Source organism: Xanthomonas sp. AC360 (assembly GCF_979258225.1).
This window is the reverse complement of record NZ_OZ409846.1, coordinates 3,150,147-3,173,916: the sequence shown is the minus strand read 5'-3', so window position 1 is coordinate 3,173,916 and position 23,770 is coordinate 3,150,147. Positions and strand designations below refer to the sequence as shown.

Sequence of the window (23,770 nt, the reverse complement as noted above, 5' to 3'; positions counted from 1 at the left end):
CGAGCACGCCTTCGTCGAGAAGTGAAGCAACGCGCGGGCATATCGCTACTGCACCGTCGTAGGAGCGCACCTGTGCGCGACGAAGCGTTCCCGGTACGGCCTCGTCCTCGGTAACGCCTCGCATTTTCGGTAACGCCTCGTCGCGCCAGGGTGCGCTCCTACGAGCCCGCGGTGTTTAAAAGGTTGGAGTGCGCCTGCGATGTCACGCGCCCAGCGCACGCTCGATATCGGCCGCCAGGGCCTCCGGCTTGGTGGTGGTGCGTAATGTGTTCGAGCGCGCCTTCGTCGAGAAGTGAAGCAACGCGCGGGCATGCCGCTACTGCACTGTCGTAGGAGCGCACCTGGGCGCGATGAAGCGTTCCCGGCACAGCCTCATCCCGGGTAACGCCTCGCATTTTCGGTAACGCCTCGTCGCGCCCGGGTGCGCTCCTACGATCCAGGCGCATCTAAGATCGGGCGTGCGCCTGCGATGTCACGCGCCCAGCGCACGCTCGATATCGGCCGCCAGGGCCTCCGGCTTGGTGGTCGGTGCGTAGCGCTCCAACACGGTGCCATCGCGGCCGATCAGGAACTTGGTGAAGTTCCATTTGATCGCCTCCGATCCAAGCACGCCACGCTGTTCGTGCTTGAGCCATTGCCACAGCGGATGCGCGCTGCTGCCGTTGACCTCGACTTTGGACGCCAGCGGAAAATCCACCGCATAGTCGAGCGAGCAGAACTGCCGGATCTGTGCAGCATCGCCGGGCTCCTGGTGACCGAACTGATCGCACGGGAAACCGATCACTACCAGGCCACGCTCACGGTAGCGCTGCCATAAGGCCTGCAACCCTGCGTACTGCGGGGTAAAGCCGCATTTCGAAGCCACATTCACCACCAGCACCACACTGCCGGCGTAGTCGCGCATCGATTGCGTGCGACCGTCCAGGTCGGTGAACTCAAAGGTGGATAGCGCGGTCATCGACAACTCTCTATAGGGAAAGCGCTAGCCTAACCCAGACCTCTCGGCCCGCCACACCCTCTCCGCACATCGCTACCTCTCGCCCATGTGACATCCGCGCACCACGATCCAGCCGCGTATCGTTGGCTGTTCGCAGGTCTGTATGCAGGACCTCCGGCAGCGCATTCGCTGGAGCAGGCCTTGCAGCATGTCCCGATGTGTCGCCGAGCCGCTGGCGGCTGTCCTGGCCAAGTCCCGGCGTCTTGGCGGCCTTGGGTCCTGGCGTGACCCGGCGCATGGTCGCGTTCGCCAGCCAGCCATGCCTTTTGTCACACGCCTGTCCCGGCGGGCTGGGTTAGCCTCGGCGGCTCGCACTTTGGAGCCACCCTCTTGACCACCCGTCTCGCTTTTGCCCTGGCCGCTTCCCTGGGACTTGCCATGCCGTCCTACAGCATCGCCGCACCCGCCACCACGCAGGCTGCCACCCAAGCCAACCCCTTCTTTGCCGATAGCACGCTGCCACTGCATTACCCGCAGTTCGACAAGATCAAAGACAGCGACTTCGCACCCGCCTTCGACGCCGGCATGGCCGAGCAGTTGAAGGAAGTGGACAAGATCGCCACCCAGAAAGCCAAACCAAGCTTCGACAACACCATCGTCGCACTCGAAAAGAGCGGCGCCACGCTCGATCGTGCCACCACGGTGTTCTTCAATCTGGTGGGTGCCGACACCAACGATGCACGCAAGAAACTGCAGGCCGACTACTCGGCCAAGTTCGCTGCGCATCGCGATGCGATTTCGCTCAACGGCAAGCTGTTCGCGCGCATCCAGAGCTTGTACGACCAACGCGCCAAGCTGGGCCTGGATGCACAAGGCCTGCGTCTGGTCGAGAAGTACTACAGCGACTTCGTCCGCGATGGCGCCAAGCTTTCCGATGCCGACAAGACCACGCTCAAGGCGATGAATGCCGAACTGGCCAACCTGGGCACCACCTTCAGCCAGAACGTGCTGGCCGAGGTCAATGCGGCGGCAGTCGTGGTCGATGACGTCAAGCAGCTCGATGGTCTGTCCGAGGAGCAGATCGCGTCTGCTGCCGAAGCGGCCAAGGCACGCAAGCTCGATGGCAAGTACGTGATTGCGCTGCTCAACACCACCGGCCAGCCGCCGCTGACCCAGCTGAAGAATCGCGACCTGCGCAAGAAAATCTATGACGCGTCGGTCTCGCGCGGCAGCCATGGTGGTCAGTACGACAACACCGCGTTGGTGTCGCGCATCATGAAGCTGCGCGCCGACAAGGCCAAGCTGCTCGGCTTCCCGACCTACGCCGCGTACTCGCTGGAAAACCAGACCGCCAAGACCCCGGAAGCGGTCAACGCCATGCTGGGCAAGCTGGCACCGGCCGCGGTGGCCAACGCCAAGCGCGAGGCTGCCGATCTGCAGGCGATGATCGACAAGGAACAAAAAGCCGCACGCAAACCGACCTTCAAACTCGAAGCCTGGGATTGGGCCTACTACAGCGAGAAGGTGCGCCAGGCCAAGTACAACTTCGACGAGTCGCAGCTCAAGCCGTACTTCGAGCTCAAGAACGTGCTGGAAAACGGCGTGTTTTATGCAGCCAACCAAGAATACGGCCTGACCTTCAAGCAGCGCACCGACCTGCCGACCTACCGCGACGACATCACCGTCTATGACGTATTCGATGCCGACGGCAAGCAGCTGGCGATCTTCATCGCCGACATGTATGCACGCGAATCCAAGCGCGGTGGCGCATGGATGAACTCGTACGTGTCGCAGTCGGACCTGACCGGTTTCAAGCCGGTGGTGGCCAATCACCTCAACATTCCCAAGCCGCCTGCCGGCCAGCCCACGCTGCTGACCTGGGACGAAGTGACCACCATGTTCCATGAGTTCGGGCATGCGCTGCACGGCATGTTCTCCGACGTCAAATACCCGTATTTCTCCGGCACCAGCGTGCCGCGCGACTTTGTGGAGTTCCCCTCGCAGGTCAACGAGATGTGGGCCGACGAGCCGTCCATCCTGAAGAACTACGCCAAGCATTATCAAAACGGCACCCCGATGCCGCAGGCCTTGCTGGACAAGGTGATTGCCGCGTCCAAGTTCAACCAGGGCTTTGCCACCACCGAATATCTGGGTGCGGCGATGCTGGATCAGAACTGGCATCAGATCAGCGCCAACCAGGTGCCCGATGCGGCCGGCGTCATGGCCTTCGAAGCCAAGGCCTTGCAGCAGGACGGCATTGCCTACGCACCGGTACCGCCGCGCTACAAGACCCCATATTTCAGCCACATCATGGGCGGCTATGCGGCGGGCTATTACGCCTACATCTGGTCCGAAGTGCTGGATGCCAACACCCAGCAATGGTTCAAGCAGAATGGTGGATTGAGCCGCGCCAATGGCGATCGGTTCCGCGAGACGCTGCTGTCGCGCGGTGGCAGCGTGGATGCGATGGAGCTGTTCCAGAACTTTGCCGGGCATGCGCCGCAGATCGAGCCCTTGCTTGAAAAGCGCGGTCTGAGCGCGCAGGGCGGCGATGGCGCCACCCCGGAAGCGCCGCAGTCCAAGCCGTGATCGGAGCTGCGTAACGACAACGCCGCCCGGAGAGATCCGGGCGGCGTTGTCGTTTTTGCGGTGGCGTGCGTGGCAGCCATCGCGTATCGCTCAGGACTCTACGGCGTCCACGCCATTGAGTAATTTCTTGAGCAGTTTTTCCAGACGCGCCTGTTCGGCCTCGCTGATGTCGCCCGCCTGCTCGTGCAACAGCGTGCATGCTTCCGGCAACAGGCTTTCGATCAACGCCAGCCCGGCCGGTTGCAGGGACAGCACGATCTTGCGCCGGTCGTCGGGACTGCTGCCCCGTGCGATCAAGCCCTTTTCGCACAACTGATCGGTGAGCCGGGTGATGTTGGCCGGCTTCTCGCTGGCCGCCTCTGCCGCCTCGGTCGGCGTAATGGCCTGCTCGGGCGTGCCGTACAACATCATCAGGATCTCGTATTCCGGCGGACTGATCCCGTACGGCCTGAGTCGCACACAACTGATGGTGTGCAGCCGCTTGTAGAGATGCTTGATCAACCTCACCAGGACAGCCGGCTCCCGCGGAAAGGCTGGATAGCGCGCGCAGGTATGGTCTACGCGATTTGCGGTTGGATCGAAACTGCTCATATCACCCGTTTGGTTACATTACTGAATGGCCTGAGCATTCAATCACATCACTTGGGGGGCGACATCTCAGCGAGCGAAAAGATGTACATATTCCGGCGCGACCCACGGCATCAACGTGGATGCAGCGACCTCGGCCGTTTGCGTGCCATCCGAATACGGCCCGACCTGATAAGGCGGAAACACGAAGCGCACTGCGGTGATCTGTCCGGCCGCATTCAACACCGGTACGAACTGCGCGAAGTTGTCCACCTGCGCTGCGGTTCCTTCGGCAATCATGCGGTCGGCCGATGCGACCTGTTCGGCCTGTTCTTCGACCGGCACACGATCGGCTTCCACGCGCTGGGTGGCAGCGGCATGCAATTGCGCCGCGACATCGCGACCGATCTTTTCCCAGCCGGCCGGATCGGGAATCATCGCTTGCGCGGTCAGTTGCTTGCGCTCCTTGATCAGCCAGACGAAGCGCGCCACCAGCGGATCGCCATGCGCCCCACCGGTATAGCGGCTGCCATCGGCGGAGACGACGATCAGGTCGGCGGTCTGCAATAGTTTTTCGAATGCCAACGACAACTCGTAAGGCGCTGCCGGCTTGTCGTTGCCCAGACCGGTTACCGCTTCCATCAGTTCGCTGCGGGCATCCTGCGCATAGGTACGAATCAACGCGGCCAGTTCCGGATACGCATCCAGCCCAGGCGGATAGCTGATCCCGACCATATAAGCCGGCGCGTGTTCGATCACATCTTCCAGCGGGCCACTCTGCACCATCAGCGGTTCCGGAGGCGGCGTTGTCGCTGCGGCCGCATCGGCTGCCGGCTCGGTCGGCTCGACTACTGCCGGTTCGCGCTGCGTACAGCCCGCCAACAGGGCCAGCATCAGCAGACCCCGCACACTTTTGAATCCAAGCAACCGCACCATTCCCACCTGCTCCCCTGATCAAACCACCCACTGCTGTCCGTCAGGCCAGCAGATCCTGAAACTGTTGATGCCGGCGCACGTAGGCGGCGGCGTAGCTGCACGCTGGCACGACCTTCAGGCCGGCCTCGCGCGCATGCTGCAAAGCAGACTCGACCAACACGGCGGCAATACCGCGCCCTGCAATCGCATCCGGCACCAGCGTGTGCGTGATGGTCATGCGCGCACCCTCGAGCTGATACACCAGCTCGGCGCGATGTCCCTCGGTGTCAATAACGAAGCGCTGCTGTGTCGGGTCGTGTTCGGCGCGCACTGTCGCTGCCTCCATCGTGGTATGCGCCCGGCAGTGAATGTGCGGCAAGTGTGACCAGCGCGACGCCGCGCCTGCGTGAAAATGAATCCAAGCTGTGACCGTTAGCCCGGCTCGGCAACGACATCCTTAAGTTCGCGCAGGCAGCGCCGATAGCTGACTCGAAGGCGCTGCCTGCAACCGGTCTCCGGCCTGGCCAGCGCCCTCGCCTTACCAACGAGGAGTCACGCATGCAAAACGATTCGGTAGGAAACGGCACAGACAGCGACAGCTCGCTGCTGGAAGGCTTGTTCCAGTTCGCCATCAACGGCGACACCCACAATCCCGACTTCGCGCAACTCAACGATACCGTCTACGAGCGTCTGCAGCAGGCCTACGGCGCGGTGTCGGGCTCGGCGCTCAGTACTGACCGGGAACGCAGCGCAGCCTGATGCCTGCGTCGCTCCACCTGCCAGGACCTGTGACGCCATGGCGTCGGTCCTGGCCCGGTTGCCGCACGCAACCGCTGCACTGACGCATTACCGCAACGCCGGCCAGCCCGGTACCCGAGCAGCCGGACCCGCCAGCGCCCTCAGCCGAAGCGCGGATTGGACAGCTGCTCCAGAAAGATCTGCCACACCCGCGGCTCCATGATCAGCATGAACATCACCCCGAATGCCGCGCCGGCCAGATGCGCGCTGTGGTTGATGCGATCGCCGCCGCGGCGGTCCATCCATAGGCTGTAGCCGACGTAGAACACCGCATAGATGATCGCCGGTGCCGGAATGAACAGCACCAGGATGATGGTCAACGGCTGCAGCAGGATGAAGGCGAACAGCACCGCCGACACCGCACCGGAGGCACCCAGGCTCAGATAATTGGGGTTCTTCTGGTTCTTCAGATAGCTGGGCAGGATCGACACCACCAGCGCGGCCAGATAGAACAACGGATAGGTCAGCACGCTGCCGGTCAGCTGCGTCATCACCTTTTCGATCACCCGTCCGAAAAAGAACAGCGTGATCATGTTGAAGACCAGATGCCCCAGGTCGGCGTGGATGAAGCCGTAGGTCACCAGGCGGTCGTACTGCCGGTTCTTGTCCAGCGCCGGCGGCCACAGGATGAGCCGGTCGGCCAGCTTGCGGTTGTTGAACGCCAGCCACGAGACGATGCCGGTAATGGCGATCAGGATCAGGGTAATCATGGGGACCTCAGGCAGAACGGTAATTGTCGACCATGCGATAACGGCGCGCGTACAAGCCAAAGGCCAGTGCTGCCAGGAATGCGAAGGCCGCGAAGAAGAACATCAAAAATGCCGCTTCGCTGAGCCCAGTATCGGCGATATGCGAGGTCACCGTCGCATTGCGCACCGCCACGTTCGATAGCAGCACCCACAGATTGCCGACCGTGGTGGTCAGATACCAGAAGCTCATCACCACGCCCTTCATCGACGGCGGCGCCTGGCTATAAGCGAACTCGATGCCAGTGGCCGACACCAGCACCTCGCCGAAGGTAAGCAAGGCATAGGGCAGCATCTGCCAGGCGATGTGCATCGGCTCGCCGCCGTCCATGACGACCTGGATCGCGCCGACCGCAATCCACGCCACGCCACTGAAGGCGATACCGCTGGTCATGCGACGCAACGGCGTCGGCTCCCAGCCACCACGGCGCAACAGTGGATACAGCACCAGATTGTTGAAGGGGATCAGCAACATCACCAGCAGCGGATTGAGCGCCTGCATCTGCGAGGCGGTGAACCACGCCGGCATGGTCATCTCGCGTCCCTGCAACACCCAGGTCGAGGCCTTCTGATCGAACAACGAAAAGAACGGCGTCACCAGCGCGAAGATCACCAGCACCCGCAGCAAGGCGCGCACGCCTTCGACCGCGGCATCCGGATGCGTACCGCGCGCGCGCTCCAGCTGCCACCAGGTACCGCCGCCAATCCCGGCCAGCAGCAGCACCAGCGCCATGCACAGGCAGATGACGATGCCCAGCGGCTCGATCAGCGTCATGCAGGCCAGTGCAGCGACCACGGCGATGACTGCCAGCGCCAGACCAGGCCGCCCTTGCCCTGGCGCGCGTGCCAGCAATGCCGTGCGCAGCACCGCGCCGAACCCGTGCGGGTCTTTCGGCGGCAACGGCACCAGCACATAGCGCTTGCGGCCCAGCCAGAACACCAGCGTGGCCACGAACATCAAGATGCCGGGAATGCCGAACGCCCACGACGGGCCCAGATTCTTCAGTGCGAGCGGGATCAGCAACGAGGCGAACAACGAGCCGAAGTTGATGATCCAGTAAAAGGCATCGAACACCACCTTGGCCATGTGCTTGTTGGACTGGTCGAACTGGTCGCCCATGAACGAGGCCACCAGTGGCTTGATGCCGCCCGCGCCCAGCGCGATCAGGCTCAACCCCACGAAGAAGCCTTGACGGCTGCCCTCGAACATCGCCAGACACGCGTGGCCCGCGCAATAGATCAGGCTGAACCACAGAATCGTGTTGTATTTGCCGAACAGCCGATCTGCCAACCAGCCGCCCAGCAGCGGAAAGAAATACACCCCGATCATGAAGCTGTGCAGGATGTGCTTGGCTTCGGTCTCGCGGCCTGGCCCGGCAACCTCCTGCAGCAGCAGCGAGGTGATCAGAAACTGCACCAGGATGTTGCGCATCCCGTAGAAGCTGAAACGCTCGCAGGCTTCGTTGCCAATGATGAAAGGAATCTGGCGCGGCAGGCGCGCGCCGGCCATGGGGCCCGGCAAGGTCGAGGTGGTCAAAGGCGGTCCGACGAGCTGAAAACAGGCCCTATCGTACCGGCGCCGAGCTGCCGGCCGCCATGCGCGCGCAGGTCTGCTGCTGGCGCTGCGCGCTAAGGACATCGCACCGCGCGCAGTCGACGCCGAGTGCATGCGTGCGCAGACCGCGTCGATAACCCGCAAAAACCGGCGTTTTCGATTCGCTCGCGCCCGCTTGAAGCCGGCGGCCATGCCGCAGTGCAGATTGGCCTGCCAGCTCGGCTCGGCTACATTGCAAACGTTTTCCTGGAACACTGGACCGCTGGATGCCCCGCTTCACCCGCCTGGCCCTGAGCCTGTTGTTGTTGACCTGTGCCCCTGCCGCGCTGGCCGCCGAACCGTTGACCACCCAGGCCGAGCGCAGCGGCTTTGTGCAGACCGGCCGCTATGACGAAGTCATCGCGCTGTGCGATGCGTTTGCGCAGCGTTACCCGCAGGCGGTGCGCTGCGTCGAGTTCGGAACCACGCCGGAAGGTCGGCCAATGAAGGCCTTGATCGCCTCCACCAGCGGCGCACTGGATGCGGCCAGCGCTGCGCAGCGCAAGCTGCCGGTGGTATTGATCCAGGGCGGTATCCACGCTGGCGAAATCGATGGCAAGGACGCGGGCTTTCTGGCCTTGCGCCAGCTGCTCGATGGCAAGGCTGGCAAGGGCGTGCTCGACACGTTGGTGTGGGTATTCGTGCCGGTGTTCAACGTGGATGGCCATGAGCGCTTCGGCGCCTGGAACCGCCCCAACCAGCGCGGCCCCGAGCAGATGGGCTGGCGCACCACCGCGCAGAACCTCAATCTCAACCGCGACTACGTCAAGGCCGACGCGCCGGAGATGCAGGCCATGCTGCGGCTGGTGCAGCAGTGGGACCCGCTGATGTACGTGGACCTGCATGTCACCGACGGCGCCAAGTTCGAGCACGACGTCTCGGTGCAGGTGGAGCCGGTGCATGCCGGCGACACCACGCTGCAGCGCGACGGCACGCGTTGGCGCGATGCGGTGCTGGGCGATCTGGCCAAGCAGGGTTCGCTGCCGCTGCCGTATTACCCCTCTTTCGTGCACGAAGACGACCCCAGCTCCGGCTTCGCCGACGACGTGTCGCCGCCGCGGTTTTCGCATGGCTATTTCCTGCTGCGCAACCGCTTCGGCATGTTGGTGGAAACCCATTCGTGGAAGGACTACCCGACGCGCGTGCGGGTCACCCGCAATGCCATCGTGTCGGTGCTGCAGCAGGCCGCAAAACATGGCAACGCCTGGCGCGCCGATGCGCTGGCGGCCGATCAGCGCGCCAGCCAGCTGGCCGGCATGCCCGAGCCGCTGCGCTTTGCCGCCGGCCCGGCCGCGCGCACCGTGGCGTTTCGCGGCTATGCGTATACGCGCACGCCGTCGCCGATTTCCGGCGCGTTGATGACGCGTTACGACGAGAGCAAACCGCAGATCTGGAAGGTACCGCTGCGCGATCAGATCAAACCCGACCTGGTGGTCGACGCACCGCGTGGCGGCTATCTGGTGCCGGCAGCGCAAGCGGCCTTTGTCGCTGAAAAATTACGCCTGCATGGCATCGATTTCCGCATCGTCGCCAGTGCGGCAGAACATCCGGTGCAAACCTTTCGTGCCGACACCGCCAACTTTGCTGCGCGCTCGAACGAAGGTCACCAGACCTTGGAGGTCGGTGGGCAATGGCGCGATGAAACCCGCAACGTGCCGGCCGGTGCGTTGTTCGTGCCGATTGCGCAACCCAAGGCACGCCTGTTGATGGCGATGCTGGAGCCGCAGGCACCGGACTCGTTGCTGCAGTGGGGCTTTTTCAACACGGCCTTCGAGCGCAAGGAATACATGGAGGCCTACGTGGCCGAAGACGTGGCGCGGGACATGCTGGCCAACGACGCCGCGTTGAAGGCCCAGTTCGACCAGCGCATCGCCAGCGATCCGGAGTTTGCCAACAGCCCGCAAGCGCGTCTGGAGTTCTTCGCCAAGCGTCACTCTTCCTGGGACGAGCGCTACCAGCTCTATCCGGTGCTGCGTACCGCGCAGACCGACTTCTAACCGCGCCGCCTCTCCAGGCGAGCGACCGAACCGCGCCTGTGCGCGGCTCCCATCCGGGCATCTCGCTGCCCCCAATTTCGTAATGACCCAGTACGACAAGGACACCCCGTGCCACATCCCGCTATGAAACCGTTTACAACGACCACTCTCCGCCCTCGCCCGCTCGTCTTGGCGGTGATCATGGGCCTGGGCATCGCGCTGTCTTCGCCGTTGGCACTCGCACAATCCGCAGCGGCAGCGCAGCCATGGATGGACACCGCGTTGACCGCCGACCAACGTGCGGACCGGCTGCTGGCGCAGATGACCGAAGACGAAAAATTCCAGATGCTGCGCAGCTATTTCGGCCTGGGCACCGACAAGATTCCCAAGCCGGAAGGCGCGCTGGGGTCGGCAGGCTATGTGCCCGGCATTCAACGCTTGGGTATCCCCGCGCAGCAGCTGGCCGATGCCGGCGTGGGCGTGACCAATCCAGGCGGCATCCGCAAGGGCGACTTCGCCACCGCGATGCCGTCCGGCCCGTCCACGGCATCCAGCTGGAACCCGCAGCTGGCTTTTGCCGGCGGCAAGACCATGGGCCGCGAATCCTGGCAGCAGGGCTTCAACGTGCTGCTGGCCGGCAGCGTCAACCTGCAGCGCGATCCGCGCAACGGGCGCAACTTCGAATACGCCGGCGAAGACCCGCTGCTGGCCGGCACCATGGTCGGCGAATCGATCCGCGGCGTGCAGAGCGAACACGTGCTGTCGACGATGAAGCACTTCGCGCTCAACGACATGGAAACCCGGCGCAACTTCCATAGCGCCGAGATTGGCGAGCAAGCGATGCACGAGTCGGACCTGCTGGCCTTCGAGATTGCGTTGAAGATCGGCGACCCGGCGTCGGTGATGTGTTCGTACAACAAGATCAACGGCATTTACGGCTGCGAGCACGATTACCTGCTCAACCAAGTGCTCAAACAGGAATGGAAATACCCCGGCTATGTGATGTCCGATTGGGGCGGCGTGCACAGCGGCTCCAAGGCCGCGCTGGCTGGACTGGATCAGCAATCGGCCGGCGAAGTGTTCGATGCGGCGGTGTTCTTCGATGCACCGTTGCGCATGGCGGTGGGCGCCGGCGTGGTGCCCCGCGCGCGCTTCGACGACATGGTCAAGCGCGTATTGCGCAGCCTGTTTGCGCATGGCGCGTTCGATCACCCGACCCAGCGCCAACCCATCGATGGCAAGGCCGGGCAACTGGCCGCGCAGCATGTGGCCGAAGAAGGCAGCGTGTTGCTGCGTAATGAGCAGGCCCTGTTGCCGCTCTCCAGGGACGTGCGCCGCATCGCGGTGATTGGCGGCTACGCCGACAAGGGCGTGATGTCCGGCGGCGGCTCCTCGCGCGTGGACTACACCATCAATGGCGGCAACGCGGTGCCCGGGCTCACCCCGACCACCTGGCCGGGCCCGGTGATCATCCATCCGTCCTCGCCGTTGCAGGCACTGCGCGCGGCATTGCCGAACGTGCAGATCGATTACGTCGACGGCAATGACCGCAATGCGGCCGCACGTGCGGCAAAAGCGGCCGATGTCGCCATCGTGTTCGCCACCCAATGGGCGGCCGAATCGGTGGACCTGCCGGACATGCAGTTGCCCGACAACCAGGATGCGTTGATCGACGCAGTGGCCAAGGCCAACCCCAAGACCACCGTGGTGCTGGAAACCAACGGCCCCGTGCGCATGCCCTGGGCAGAGCGCGTACCGGCGGTGCTGCAGGCGTGGTATCCGGGTATCGGCGGTGGTGAGGCGATCGCCAACCTGCTCACCGGCGCGGTGAATCCGTCCGGCCATTTGCCGGTGACCTGGCCGGTGGACGAATCGCAGCTGCCGCGCCCGTCGATTCCGGGTCTGGGCTTCAAGCCGGCCAAGCCGGGCGAAGACAGCATCGATTACGCCATCGAAGGCGCCAACGTCGGCTACAAATGGTTTGCCGCGCGCAAGCTCACCCCGCGTTATCCGTTCGGGCACGGTCTGTCGTACACGCAATTCCGCATGGGCGGCCTGCAGGTGGACGCGCAAGGCAGCACCCTCACCGCACGCTTCGAGGTGGAGAACACCGGCCAGCACGAAGGCGCCGCAGTGCCGCAGCTCTACGTCACCTTGCCCGACGGCCATGCCACACCGCTGCGCCTGATCGGCTGGCAGAAGCTCACCCTCAAGCCCGGCGAAAAGCGCAGCGTGCAGGTGATTGCAGAACCGAAGACGCTGGCCGATTTCGATGCCAAGGCACGTCATTGGAAGATCGCTGCCGGCACCTACCGCGTGCAACTGGCGCGCTCGGCGAATGAGCCGGTGCAGAGTGCGGAGGTCCGCTTGCAGGCGACGCAACTGCCTTAAACAGCGGCGCGGCGCGCGCGATCCATGCGCACGCCGCGTCCGGCTGCCGAGCGCTGCATGCCGCACACAAAAAATGTAGGAAAGTGCGTTGACAGCCGCCCGCGCAGCTTGCACAATTCGCCCCCTGAGTCGCCCAGGTGGCGGAATTGGTAGACGCACTAGCTTCAGGTGCTAGCGGGGGCAACTTCGTGGAGGTTCGAGTCCTCTCCTGGGCACCACGACTCACGGTAGATCGTAAAAAACCTCGCTTCGGCGGGGTTTTTTGCGTTTGGGCGTTTGCTTTAGCGCACTACTGGCCGCTGAGCCGTGGCTGTAGCAGGCAGTCTCCGGCGGCAGGTCCGGCGAACGATTCCGCCATCGCGCGGCCAAGGCACCGGCCAAGCTCACGCCGGGCAGCAAGCGCATGCGTGGTGGACCCCTGTGATGTGTTGCCAGCAACACATCACAGCGCGCCGCCGCGTCCAACAAACACCCAAGCGCCATAGCAATGACTTTCGACACGCGCCGCACGCGATCCAAACGCATGAGGATGCCTCGTCACCATCATGGCAATCCCCGATGCGCCGCTCGCTGCCACTTGCCTTGCTGCTGATTGCCACGTTCAGCACGCCCGCGTGGCCACAGCAGGCCCATACCGGCGCGTCGCAGACGCATCGAGCCCAGGTGTCATCGCACCAATGCGGCATCGGCACGGCGTTCAATGTGCTCGCCGACAGCGGCGGCATCTGGCTTTACCGCGACACTGGCGTGCGGCGCGAGGTGTTCTTCCACGCTGGCGAGCTGAGCATCGATCACCAGGTGCAACAGATCAGCGCTGCCGACAGCGAGCGATTGCGCGAGATGGAACAACATACCCGCGCGCTGATGCCGCAGGTCGCCGAGCTGGCACACGCGGCGGTCGACCTGAGCTACGACGCGCTGGGCGGCGTGATCGAGGTGCTGACCGGCAGTTCGCTCAACGCCCGCAAGATCACGCGCCTGCGCAAGCGTGCCAACGACTATGTCGATGGCACGCTTGGCAAGGGACGCTGGGACCAACAGGCCTTTGATGGGAACTTCGAGCGCTATGTCGAACACGAAGCCGAAGCCTTCAAAGGCAGCATCGCGCGTCACATGCTGTGGCAGATCATGACCGGCCGCTCGGATGCGATCGATGCACGCGCTAAGGCGATGGATGGCCAACTCGACGCCAGACTGGATGCGCGGGCACGCTCAATCGAAGCGAGGACAGCCGCGTCATGCAGCGAGGTGCGCACGCTAAGCGCCGTGCAGGATGCACTGGAGCTGCGCCCAGCGCCACGCATTGCAGCTGCTCGATGCAGTGCCGGAGAGCGATCGCAACACTATCACCGCAGCGGCGCGCACACGCACTGTGGTTGAAAAAGACATCGCCAGCGATGGAGCGCTTGCGTCGCCGCAACCCGTGAAAATTAAAGTAGACATCGATGACACGCCGGGATCTTCGGTGACGCATCACTAGCGTATCGGAGCTGCCGACAAATGCAGCAAATGGCTGACGGCCACGCGGAGCAGAGAGCCGGGTTGTTCAAGAAATCGTCAGCCTCCTGTAAAATTGATCCGCCCATAGCTAAAGGTCTCCGGGCAAACTAGCCCTCTAGGAGACCAACGATGCGCAAAAGCAAGTTCACCGAAAGCCAGATCGTCGCCATACTGAGGTAGGTCGAGGGCGGCCGCCAGGTCAAGGATGTGTGCCGTGAGCTGGGCATTTCCGATGCGACGTACTACGTCTGGAAGTCCAAGTACGGCGGCATGGAAGCTTCCGACGTGCAGCGGCTGCGTGATGTTGAAGCTTAGCATGTCAAGCTCAAGCGGATGTATGCCGAGTTGGCGATGGAGAACCATGCGTTGAAAGATCTGATCGCAAAAAAGCTGTAGACCCGGCGCACAAGCGCCCGCTTCTTGCCTGGCTCCTCGACCAGCATGGCTGGACCGAGCGGCGGGCCTGTTCAGTCGTTGGCGTGGCTCGCTCGACAACGCGTTATCGGTGTCGCCCCGATCGCGACGAGGAAGTCATTGCGCTGTTGTCCGAATTGGCCGAGCGCTTTCCCGAGCGTGGATTCGGAAAGCTCTTTCAGATTGAAGCGTCCTCGTTAACTCGATCCACTTGGAAGTAGAGTTCCATCCCAAGGAGCTCTGTATGAAGAAGTCGAAGTTCACCGAAGAACAGATGGTTCGGATCCTCAAAGAAGTCGAGGCCGGTGCAAGGGTTGGCGAGACTTGCCGCAAGCACGGGATCAGCGAGCCGACCTATTACGTCTGGAAGTCCAAGTACGCCGGCATGGAGGTGTCGCAGTTGCGGCATCTAAAGGATGTGGAAGCCGAGTTGGCCCGGATGAAGCGCATGTATGCCGAGTTGGCATTGGATCACCACGCGCTCAAGGACGTGCTGTCGCGAAAAGGTTGAGCCAGGCTCGTCGACTTGAATTGAGTCTGGCCATGCAAACTACTCACGGCCTCAGTGCCCGTCGAGCTGATCGGGTGCTGCAGCTGTCCCGATCTGCACGGCATTACCGTCCGCGCCAGCGCGACGATGGCCCGCTCATTGCCGCAATCGAGGCACACTTGAAGGACAACCCCGGCCACGGTTTTGGCCTGCTGATGGATTGGGCATTGCGACCGCAGGGCTGGGGCAAGACCCGCGCCTGGCGGGTCTACACCGCGCTGAAGCTCAACCTTCCACGTCGCGGCAAGCGCCGATTACCTGACCGCATCCGCGCGCCGCTGGAGATCCCGCAAGCGGCAAACCACACTTGGTCGGCGGACTTCATGTCCGATGCCTTGTGGTCTGGACGCCGCTTCCGCACCTTCAACATCAACGATGACTTCAATCGCGAATCGATGAAGATCGAAATCGACACCAGCCTGCCCTCGGCACGGGTCATCCGCGCACTGGACGAATTGGTCGAGCTGCGTGGTGCTCCAAGGCGACTGCGCCTGGACAACGGCCCCGAGTTCATCAGCGCTGCGCTCAGGCAGTGGGCACAGCAGCACGGCGTCACCCTGATCCACATCCAGCCCGGCAAACCTACCCAGAACGCCCACATCGAACACTTCAACCGCACCTTCCGCACCGAAGTGCTGGACCGCTTCGTGTTCACCACGCTCGACGAGGTTCGGCGCATGGCAGAGGACTGGCGTCATCGATACAACCACCAACGGCCACATCGATCACTCGGCGGCTTGCCGCCCATCCGCTTCGCAATGGCACAATCAACAACCACCTCTACTTCTGAGTGACTCGAAGAATCGAGGACGCTTCACCTGCAAAAAGCTACAACCCTTCACCCAAAGCAGATAAATCTTCGGTGGGCATGGTCGAAAGGCTTGTGGGCGCTAAACGTCTTGCATGCATGTTGGCCTTACCAGATGTAGCCCGCTCGGCCTCGATGGTTGACGTACAAGCCTTATAGCCGCATTTGATGAACAGACTCCACGACAACAGCTTGATAGAAACCTTTGGCTAGATGAGTCAAATCTAAGCTAATCCTCGAACGGCTAGGCAGATTCGGAAGCTAATTGAACTCGTCTCGCTCAGATTTGTTCGACCGCAAGTGAGTGACAGGAACGATCGAACACGACAGCAGAAAAATCTAGTCAACTAGACGCCTTTCTGATTTTTGACCAATACAAGCAAATTAGCCCACACTGCATCGATGATCCAGATACACCTCACCGAAATCGTTGATCTGCCTACCATGTCAACCAACATGGACGTCTTCCATTTTGACCTTGATGCTGGACTGCTCAGCGGAGAGCTTGAGGACGTGTACGAGCGCAACAAATGCGCGCGTTTCCTAACCGAACAGCTTCGACATCGCTATAAGCAAAGTCATCTTGCAAAGCGGGCTATTCTGGCAGCTTATCTCCGCGCAGAGGCCAATTCCTTGCAATTTTCACTTGGCAACCATGGAAAGCCATATCTTAAAGATTTGCCTATCCACTTCAGCATGTCGCACTCGTATGGGTGGGCTACTATCGCCGTTTCAATGTCTGAAATTGGTATCGATTGCGAACAGGTTCGCGACAACTTCGACGTGCGAGCACTTGTCCCGCTCATCTCGCACCAGCACGAGAACATCACCTGCATTGAATCCTTCTATCGTACTTGGACGCGCAAGGAGGCCGTAATGAAACAGCTCGGGCAGGGCTTTAACTTGGAACCGCGCAGCCTCCGTGTTCCCAACGGTCAAACCATCAACACACAATGGATGCCGACCACGATCGAACGTGTTATTGAGCCGCCACTCGTGGCTGACGTCCCAGCCCCGCTCGGGATCTTCGCCTCCGCCTCGGCACGAGAGCCAGTGAGCATCCGTGTCTTCCGATTGATCGGACGCACTCTTGAGCATTCATAAGTCAAAATACAGGCGACTCTTGCCGGGGTTTGACGTCTAAAGACAACCATTGATGATATTGTTGTTTACGAGACATTGCACATAAGCAGCAGATGTCATACCAACTATAGCCTTTTTGGGTCGGTCCTCGTTACATTCGCGTCGCCAGCGCTCGATCTCGGCGTGCGAATACAGAAACGCTGGGAACCAGTGCTTGTTGAGGCGTTCGTCACGTAGTCGGCCATTGCACGATTCGACGTAGGCGTTCTGCTTGGTTTGGCTGGTTGTATGAGCCGTAGCTACCGGTAACTGGCATGCGCCCAAGCGACCCCGCTGCTTTGCCGCAACGCTCCTTACCGTTGTCAATGCAGATTACATGCGGCAAGGCGCTACTGTGCGCCAACCGACCCAGCAAGCGCGCAACGCTGTGTCCCGAGATCACGCGCTCCACCCCAATGGCGACCGCTTCGTGTCCCACGTCATCCAAAATTCCCAGATATTTGACCACCTGACCGTCGGTGGCACCTTTGTGCGCCTACGGCAACGGACCTGCAGCTGCTGCTCGCGTTACAACCGCTCCACATGATTGTATTCCAGGATACGCCCTTACTGTCGCAGCTTGAGGTAAATGATCCCCACGGCATGGCTGCGATGGCGATGGCGATGGGCCGGCGCAAGAGCGCGCTCGCGTAGCTCCATGTTGCGATTTTTTTCTCTGACATTAGCGCAACCAATGGCGCTTATGGCAATTGCTGCCAAGGCACGACGCTCGCTGACACTACTCCCGATCTACTCGCGCACAGACACACCAAACATTTTCGCGGCACATCCTCGATCAGGTCGTTCTTGAACAGCTGCTCGGCAAGCAACTTCTTCAGCCTGGCGCTCTCCGGCTCAAGATCTTTGAGCCGCCTGCCATCGAGCAATCTCACTCTGCCGAACTTGCTGAGCAACAGATAGCATGAGGCCTCGCTGGAGCCATATCGTCGGCGCAGATCTTTGATTACCACGCCCGCTTCGGCCTCGCATAGAAAGCCGACAATCTGCGCATCAAAAAAGATTTCTTCACGTCCAATCTACTTGAGATAGGGAATTGGACTCCAAACTGGGGACCACACAAAGTCGGGGAACGCCGTGCGCTCAGTGCCCACCCGCCGCCGCGGCACCACCGGCGCCCGCGCCGAACGGCGGCTTCGCCAGCCACAGGAAGAAGATGATCGCCAGGAAGGTCCAGCCGAGCAGATAGAAAATGTCGTTGAAGCCCATCTGCGAGGCCTGGTGGTTGATCATGTTGTTGAGCGAGGCCGCGCCGCGTTGCAGGTCGCCCTGGCCCATCGCAGTGACCTGTTCCTGCATGCCGGGCGTGTAGACCGAGATGTGTTCGGTGATGTGCGCGTGGTGCACTTGCGTGCGGCGCGCCCATAGATACGTGGTCAGCGATGCAGCAAAACTGCCGCCCAACGTCCGCAGGAACGTGGCCAGGCCGGAGCCGGCTGCGATCTCGCGCCCGTCCAGATCCGATAGCAGAATCTGCAGTACCGGCATGAAGAACAACGCCACGCCGACACCCATCACCAATTGCACGGTGGCCACGTGGCTGAAGTCCACCTGCAGGTTGAAGTTGGAGCGCAAGAAGCTGGTGAACGACAAAAAGATAAAGGCGACGGTGGCGAGCATGCGCAGATCGAACCGCAATGCGTACTTGCCCACGAACGGCGTCATCAACACCGGCAGGATGCCGATTGGCGCGGTGGCCAGGCCCGCCCAGATCGCGGTATAGCCCATGTCGCGTTGCAGCCACTGCGGGATCAACAGGCTCACGCTGAAGAACGCCGCATACGCCACCACCATCGCCAAGGTGCCGGCGCGGAAGTTGCGGTGCCGAAACAGTTTGAGATCGACGATCGGGTCCTTGTCGGTGAGTTCCCAGATCACGAACACCACCAGCGCCACGGCGGCGACACAGGCCAGCACCACGATCTTGTCGGACGAGAACCAGTCTTCGTCATTGCCCAGGTCCAGCACCAGCTGCAGCGCGCCCACGCCGACCACCAGCAGGATCAGGCCGATGTAATCCATGCGCGGTTTTTCGAGCTGTTCGGGGCGATGCCGCAACTGTGACCCCACAATACTGCTGGCGATGATGCCCAGCGGCACGTTGATCAGAAAGATCCATTCCCAGCTGTAGTTGTCGGTAATCCAGCCGCCCAGGATCGGGCCGGCAATCGGCGCGACCACGGTGATCATTGCGAGCAACGCCAGCGCCTGCCCACGTTTTTCGCGCGGGTAGATCGACACCAGCAAGCTCTGGGTGATGGGATACATCGGCCCGGCGACAAACCCCTGCAGCGCGCGTGCGACCACCAGCATGCCCATGCTCTGCGCAAGGCCGCACAACAGCGATGCCACGGTGAACGCCAGCGTCGACCACACGAATAACTTGGTTTCGCCAAAGCGCCGGCTCAACCAGCCGGTCAGCGGCAACGCGATCGCCGTGCTCACCGCGAACGAGGTGATGACCCAGGTGGCCTGCTGCGAACTGGCGCCGAGATTACCGGCGATGGTCGGCAGCGAGACGTTGGCGATGGTGGTGTCCAGCACCTGCATGAACGAGGCCATGGCCAGACCCATGGTGCACAACGCCACGCTGGCCGGACGAAAGCCGGCAGCGGGCGCCGGCGCCGCCGGGCCGCCGGACGCGGTGGGAGCTTGCGAAGACATGGTGGCTTAGCCCGCCTTGCTGGCAGCCTGCGACGGCAGGTTGTCCTGGATGATGCGATGGATGTCGGCGTCGGCAGCCTGCAACTGCTGCGCATACACATCGGTGGAGAACACCGAGCCGGTCGCCAGCTTGGTCGGCAGCACGCTGCCCTGCTGGTCATGCAGATTGACGTCGACCTTCATCGACAAGCCAATGCGCAGCGGGTTGTCGGCCAGTTGCTTGCTGTCCACCGCAATGCGCACCGGCACGCGCTGCACGATCTTGATCCAGTTGCCGCTGGCGTTTTGCGCCGGCAACAGCGAGAACGCGCTGCCGGTGCCCAGGCCCAGACTCTCGATGCGACCGGTGTAGTCGACGCCACCGCCGTACAGATCCGAATGCAGTTCCACTTCCTGGCCCAGGCGCATGTGCTTGAGCTGGGTTTCCTTGAAGTTGGCTTCCACCCACACCTGCTCCAGCGGCACCACCGCCATCAGCACGCTGCCTGGCTGCACGCGCTGGCCAACCTGCGCCGAACGGCGTGCGACATAACCGGACACCGGCGCCACCACACCAGTACGCGCGTGGTTGAGATAGGCCTGACGCACCTGCGCTGCAGCCGTCTGCACATCCGGCTGATTGGACAACGCGCTGTCGTCGATCAGCGCACGGTTGCGCTCGAAGCTCTCGCGCGAGCCGCTCACTGCCGCTTCGGCGGCAGCCAGTTCTTCGCGGACATGCGCCAGTTCTTCATTGGAAATGGCGCCACTGGCAGCCAGATTCTTGCGACGCGCAAAGTCAGCACGGGCACTGCGCAAGGTGACTTCGCGTGCCGACAATTCGGCCTGCGCACCTTCCACGCTGCGGTACAGACCGCGCACCTGGCGCACGGTCTTGGCCAGGTTGGCTTCGGCCTGCTGCAGCGCCACTGCGGTATCGGCCGGGTCCAGTTGCACCAGCAGCTGGCCGCGTTCGACACGCATGCCGTCTTCGGCACCGATGCTGACCACCGTGCCGCCCACCATCGGGGTGATCTGCACCTGGTTACCCTGCACGTAGGCGTCGTCGGTGTCCTCGTACCAGCGGCCGACCAGGACGTACCAGGTCACGATGCCGATGATCGCCAGGATCACCACAATGGCCACGATGCGCAGCGCCGCGCGGCGCTTGCTCGGTGCGGCGGGCGCGGGTTGGGAAGAAGTTGGAGTCGTCTGGCTCATCGTCGATGTCTCAGGAATTCGGTTGTGCGGAAGTGGGCGCGGTGTGTGCGGTGTCGCGTGCGGGCTCCGGCGTGAATCCGCCGCCCAGCGCACGCTGCAACCTCACCGAGGCCAAAAGTTGTTGCGACTGCAGCCCGGCCATGCGCTGGCGTGCGACGAGCAATTGCTCCTGCACGCTGAGCACGTCCAGATAGCCGCCGATACCGGCGCGGTAGCGCTGCTGCGCCAGATCGAATGCCGCAGCAGCGGTCTGCACGGCGTCGTCCTGCGCACGTGCGCGTTGCTCCAGCGAACGTACTGCGTTGGCCTGGTCGGCCACTTCGCGCAGCGCCGCGATCACTTTCTGGTTGTAGTCGGCCACCGCCAGGTCGTACTGCGCGTCGCTGCCGGCCAGACTGGCGCGCAGCTTGCCGCCGTCGAAAATCGGCAGGCTCAATGCCGGCGCAACCACGCCGAACACCGACGCGCTTTCCAGCAACTGGCCGACATCGCGGTTCACTACGCCGCCCAGGGCGATGATGTTGAAGCTGGGATAGAAGCGCGTCTTGGCCGTAGTGATGTCCTTGTCGGCCGCCTCCACGCGCCAACGCGCAGCCACCACGTCCGGGCGACGGCCGAGCAGATCGGCCGGCAGGTTGCTCGGCAGCTGCGCGGCGATGGTCGCGCCCAGCACCGGGCGTGCGATGTCCAGCCCGCGGTCCGGGCCCTGGCCAAGCAACGCCGCCAGCGCGTTGCGCGCCTCGTCGATCTGCTGCTGCGCCGACTGCACCTGCTGCTGCGCGGCCGGCACACGGGCCTGCGCCTGACGCAACTGCAGATCGCTGTCGATGCCGGCACTGCGGCGCTGCTGGGTGAGCTCCACGGTCTTGCGCGAGCGCGCCAGTTCCTCGTCGGCCACATCGTGCAGACGCCAGGCGTAGTCGAGCTGCGCATAGGCTTCGGCGATCGCCGCCGACAGGTTCAGGCGCACTGCCTGCGCATCCACCTCGGCCGCGTGCGCGGTGTCCACCGCCGCTTCCCAGGCGGCGCGCTTGCCGCCCCACAGGTCCACGCCGTAGCGGAAATCCACCACCAGCTGACCGTTACCGCCAAAGCGTCCGCCGCGTTCCTCGCCGGCCACCGATTCCGGCAACTGCACGCCTGCATAGCCGCCGGAGACCGACAGGCTGGGGCCGCGATCGGCCTGCGCGGTGCCGATACGGGCCTGTGCCTGGCGCAGGCGCGCGTCGGCGGCGTCAAGGCTGGGGCTGTGCTGCAGGCCTTCGCCGATCAGCGCATTCAATTGCGCATCGCCCAGCGCGCGCCACCAATCGCTAGCAGGCCATGCGGCCGGGCTCAGCCCGGCTTGCGCCAGGGTGCGCTCGGCATGCAACTGGCTGGCGTCGAGCACGGTGCCCTGCGGCGCCAGGCCACGGCTGCTGGCGCAGGCCGCCAGCGCCAGCGTCAACGCGGTGAGAACAAGCGGCCGCGCCAGGCGCATCGAGCGCGGGCGCAGCGTCTGGATGAAGGAACTAGCAGCGTTCATGAGTTGAGTGCATCGCGGACACGGATAAGAAGGGAGGTGAGTTGCTCGCGCTCAGGGGCATCCAGGTCGCGCAGGCCATGCTCGATCGCACGTTCACCGCGCAAGCGCAGCCGTTCCCACAGCGCCACGCCCTGCTCGGTCATGACGATCTGCAGCGCGCGCCGGTCCTGGGCATGCGGCTCGCGCCGCACTGCGCCCAAGGCCTCGAGCTTGTCGAGCAGGCGGGTCACCGCGCTCGGCGTCTGGTCCAGCGCCTGCGCCAGTTCGTTGGCCGTGCAGGGCGAACGCACTGCCAGGATCTTCAGACCAACGTAGTGACTGAAACCGAAGTCGGGCAGCTCGCCCTTCATCTCGGCATCGAGCTGACGCATCAGTGCGTCGCGCACCTGGCGCAACAGCAACCCGAACGACGGCGGAGCGGTGGGGGTTAAATTCATGCGACACATTTTGTTCCGAAAAATATATTTGTCAACGCAAATATCTCAACCGGGATTAAACCGTCAGCAAGGATCGTCACCTTACGCGCCACTCTGCCTGGCCCGGTAATACAATCAGGCCAATGACTATCGAAAACCCGCCAACGACCGTGGACGCCCTTCCCCCTGGCGTACGTGCCAGCTTCGAATGGGCCGACGGGCCGGTGCTGATCGCTTTCCTGGCCGACCTGCGCGCGGTGTGGGCGCCGGAGACCGCGTGGCATACGCATGTGCGCGGGCAGCTGATGTTTATCGAGCAAGGCGTGCTGACCGTGCACACCGAGCAAGGCGCGCTGTCGCTGCCTCCGGGCTGCGCCGGCTGGATGCCGCCCGGCCAGCAGCACACCGTGGAACTGGCCGGTCCGATGCGCGGCTGGGGCGTGGTGGTGCGGCCGGATGCCTGCGCCGCCCTGCCCGCGCAAGGCGGCGTGATCCGGCTGACCGGGTTGGCGCGCGAAGCGATCATGCGCGCCGCCAGCTGGCCGCTGGATCAGCCGCTGGATACCGCCCAGCAACGGCTGGCCGCGGTGCTGCTGGACGAGCTATGCCAGGTCCAGATCGACCACCTGCACCTGCCGATGCCGGCCGACCGCCGCCTGCTGCGGATTGCCCGGCAATTGCTCGCCACCCCCGCCGACCCGCGCCCGCTCGATGCCTGGGCCGATTGGGGCGGGCTGTCGCCGCGCAGCCTGAGCCGACATTTTCGCGACGAGACCGGGTTGAGTTTTGCGCAGTGGCGCCAGCAGGCCCGGCTGGCCGAAGGTCTGCGCCGGCTCAGCCAGGGCAGCGCCGTGGCGCAGGTCGCCGACCAGCTCGGCTACAGCAGCCCCAGTGCCTTCGTCAGTGTGTTTCACCGCCATTTCGGCGCCCCGCCCACCCGTTATCTGGCTGCCGGCCACGCGCGCGGCTTGGCATCCCCCGCCGCATCCGGATAATCGGCGCTCTTCGAGTCCGCGCTCTGGTGCGGGTTCTTCTTTCGC

Annotated in this window: 18 protein-coding genes, 1 tRNA gene and 2 pseudogenes; 10 read left to right on the top strand and 11 right to left on the bottom strand. The window is 63.1% G+C overall.

What is annotated here, in order from left to right; genetic code table 11:
* Positions 1-472: 472 nt before the first annotated feature.
* Entirely contained in the window at positions 473-958 is a 486-nt protein-coding gene (locus ACZZ0O_RS13725; protein WP_055845013.1) for a glutathione peroxidase, read from the bottom strand.
* 369 nt (positions 959-1,327) lie between these two features.
* Here ACZZ0O_RS13725 and ACZZ0O_RS13720 point away from each other — a divergent pair, with 369 nt between their 5' ends.
* Entirely contained in the window at positions 1,328-3,526 is a 2,199-nt protein-coding gene (locus ACZZ0O_RS13720) for a M3 family metallopeptidase (RefSeq protein WP_463591029.1), read from the top strand.
* A 90-nt stretch (positions 3,527-3,616) separates the two neighbouring features.
* Here the strand turns inward: ACZZ0O_RS13720 and ACZZ0O_RS13715 are convergent, their stop codons facing one another.
* The 3 genes from ACZZ0O_RS13715 to ACZZ0O_RS13705 form a co-directional block, all read right to left on the bottom strand.
* On the bottom strand, positions 3,617-4,117 hold the full coding sequence (locus ACZZ0O_RS13715) for a MarR family winged helix-turn-helix transcriptional regulator (RefSeq protein WP_055845019.1): 501 nt from the start codon (positions 4,115-4,117) through the stop codon (positions 3,617-3,619).
* 66 nt (positions 4,118-4,183) lie between these two features.
* Positions 4,184-5,029 (bottom strand): DUF3298 and DUF4163 domain-containing protein, encoded by an 846-nt coding sequence (locus tag ACZZ0O_RS13710; RefSeq protein ID WP_055845022.1) that lies wholly within the window; start codon positions 5,027-5,029, stop codon positions 4,184-4,186.
* Between the two features lie 40 nt (positions 5,030-5,069).
* Positions 5,070-5,354: a GNAT family N-acetyltransferase gene (locus ACZZ0O_RS13705; protein ID WP_463591028.1), complete on the bottom strand. Its 285-nt coding sequence runs from the start codon at positions 5,352-5,354 to the stop codon at positions 5,070-5,072.
* A 212-nt stretch (positions 5,355-5,566) separates the two neighbouring features.
* On the opposite strand from ACZZ0O_RS13705, the gene ACZZ0O_RS13700 reads away from it, so the two are divergent.
* Positions 5,567-5,767 (top strand): hypothetical protein, encoded by a 201-nt coding sequence (locus tag ACZZ0O_RS13700; RefSeq protein WP_463591027.1) that lies wholly within the window; start codon positions 5,567-5,569, stop codon positions 5,765-5,767.
* A 140-nt stretch (positions 5,768-5,907) separates the two neighbouring features.
* Here the strand turns inward: ACZZ0O_RS13700 and ACZZ0O_RS13695 are convergent, their stop codons facing one another.
* Positions 5,908-6,516 carry a rhomboid family intramembrane serine protease gene (locus ACZZ0O_RS13695; RefSeq protein WP_463591026.1) on the bottom strand — a complete coding sequence of 203 codons (609 nt, stop codon included), beginning with the start codon at positions 6,514-6,516 and terminating at the stop codon, positions 5,908-5,910.
* A gap of 7 nt (positions 6,517-6,523) precedes the next feature.
* The gene (locus tag ACZZ0O_RS13690) at positions 6,524-8,089 is read right to left on the bottom strand and encodes a POT-type proton-dependent oligopeptide transporter (protein WP_463591025.1); all 1,566 of its coding nucleotides are present in this window, start codon (positions 8,087-8,089) and stop codon (positions 6,524-6,526) included.
* A gap of 284 nt (positions 8,090-8,373) precedes the next feature.
* Between ACZZ0O_RS13690 and ACZZ0O_RS13685 the strand changes: the two genes are divergently transcribed.
* The 7 genes and pseudogenes from ACZZ0O_RS13685 to ACZZ0O_RS13655 all read left to right on the top strand — a co-directional run bounded on the left by ACZZ0O_RS13685 (position 8,374) and on the right by ACZZ0O_RS13655 (position 16,889).
* Positions 8,374-10,143, top strand: a complete 1,770-nt coding sequence (locus ACZZ0O_RS13685; RefSeq protein WP_463591024.1) for a M14 family metallopeptidase — start codon at positions 8,374-8,376, stop codon at positions 10,141-10,143.
* A gap of 180 nt (positions 10,144-10,323) precedes the next feature.
* Positions 10,324-12,513 carry a beta-glucosidase gene (locus ACZZ0O_RS13680; protein ID WP_463591023.1) on the top strand — a complete coding sequence of 730 codons (2,190 nt, stop codon included), beginning with the start codon at positions 10,324-10,326 and terminating at the stop codon, positions 12,511-12,513.
* 131 nt (positions 12,514-12,644) lie between these two features.
* Positions 12,645-12,731: transfer RNA gene (locus tag ACZZ0O_RS13675), tRNA-Leu, on the top strand.
* Positions 12,732-13,176: 445 nt separating this feature from the next.
* Positions 13,177-13,893, top strand: a complete 717-nt coding sequence (locus ACZZ0O_RS13670; protein ID WP_463591022.1) for a DUF2884 family protein — start codon at positions 13,177-13,179, stop codon at positions 13,891-13,893.
* A 249-nt stretch (positions 13,894-14,142) separates the two neighbouring features.
* A pseudogene (locus ACZZ0O_RS13665) lies at positions 14,143-14,612 on the top strand (transposase); the annotation flags it as partial.
* Positions 14,613-14,671: 59 nt separating this feature from the next.
* A protein-coding gene (locus ACZZ0O_RS13660) for an IS3 family transposase (protein WP_463591021.1) occupies positions 14,672-15,771 on the top strand; the annotation gives its coding sequence in 2 pieces (ribosomal slippage) (positions 14,672-14,933 and positions 14,933-15,771; 1,101 coding nt in all).
* A gap of 458 nt (positions 15,772-16,229) precedes the next feature.
* Positions 16,230-16,889: a 4'-phosphopantetheinyl transferase family protein gene (locus ACZZ0O_RS13655; RefSeq protein ID WP_463591020.1), complete on the top strand. Its 660-nt coding sequence runs from the start codon at positions 16,230-16,232 to the stop codon at positions 16,887-16,889.
* A 36-nt stretch (positions 16,890-16,925) separates the two neighbouring features.
* Here ACZZ0O_RS13655 and ACZZ0O_RS13650 read toward each other — a convergent pair.
* The 5 genes and pseudogenes from ACZZ0O_RS13650 to ACZZ0O_RS13630 form a co-directional block, all read right to left on the bottom strand.
* Positions 16,926-17,944 (bottom strand): annotated as a pseudogene (locus ACZZ0O_RS13650) (integrase core domain-containing protein).
* Between the two features lie 64 nt (positions 17,945-18,008).
* The gene (locus tag ACZZ0O_RS13645; protein ID WP_115512116.1) at positions 18,009-19,589 is read right to left on the bottom strand and encodes a DHA2 family efflux MFS transporter permease subunit; all 1,581 of its coding nucleotides are present in this window, start codon (positions 19,587-19,589) and stop codon (positions 18,009-18,011) included.
* A 6-nt stretch (positions 19,590-19,595) separates the two neighbouring features.
* The gene (locus ACZZ0O_RS13640; RefSeq protein ID WP_055845048.1) at positions 19,596-20,789 is read right to left on the bottom strand and encodes an HlyD family secretion protein; all 1,194 of its coding nucleotides are present in this window, start codon (positions 20,787-20,789) and stop codon (positions 19,596-19,598) included.
* Between the two features lie 10 nt (positions 20,790-20,799).
* The gene (locus tag ACZZ0O_RS13635; RefSeq protein WP_463591019.1) at positions 20,800-22,314 is read right to left on the bottom strand and encodes an efflux transporter outer membrane subunit; all 1,515 of its coding nucleotides are present in this window, start codon (positions 22,312-22,314) and stop codon (positions 20,800-20,802) included.
* Entirely contained in the window at positions 22,311-22,751 is a 441-nt protein-coding gene (locus ACZZ0O_RS13630) for a MarR family winged helix-turn-helix transcriptional regulator (protein ID WP_115561715.1), read from the bottom strand. Before ACZZ0O_RS13630 ends, ACZZ0O_RS13635 begins: the two co-directional genes overlap by 4 nt.
* Positions 22,752-22,873: 122 nt before the next feature.
* Here ACZZ0O_RS13630 and ACZZ0O_RS13625 point away from each other — a divergent pair, with 122 nt between their 5' ends.
* Complete coding sequence (locus ACZZ0O_RS13625) at positions 22,874-23,725, top strand: AraC family transcriptional regulator (RefSeq protein WP_115559466.1); 852 nt, start codon at positions 22,874-22,876, stop codon at positions 23,723-23,725.
* Positions 23,726-23,770: the final 45 nt, after the last annotated feature.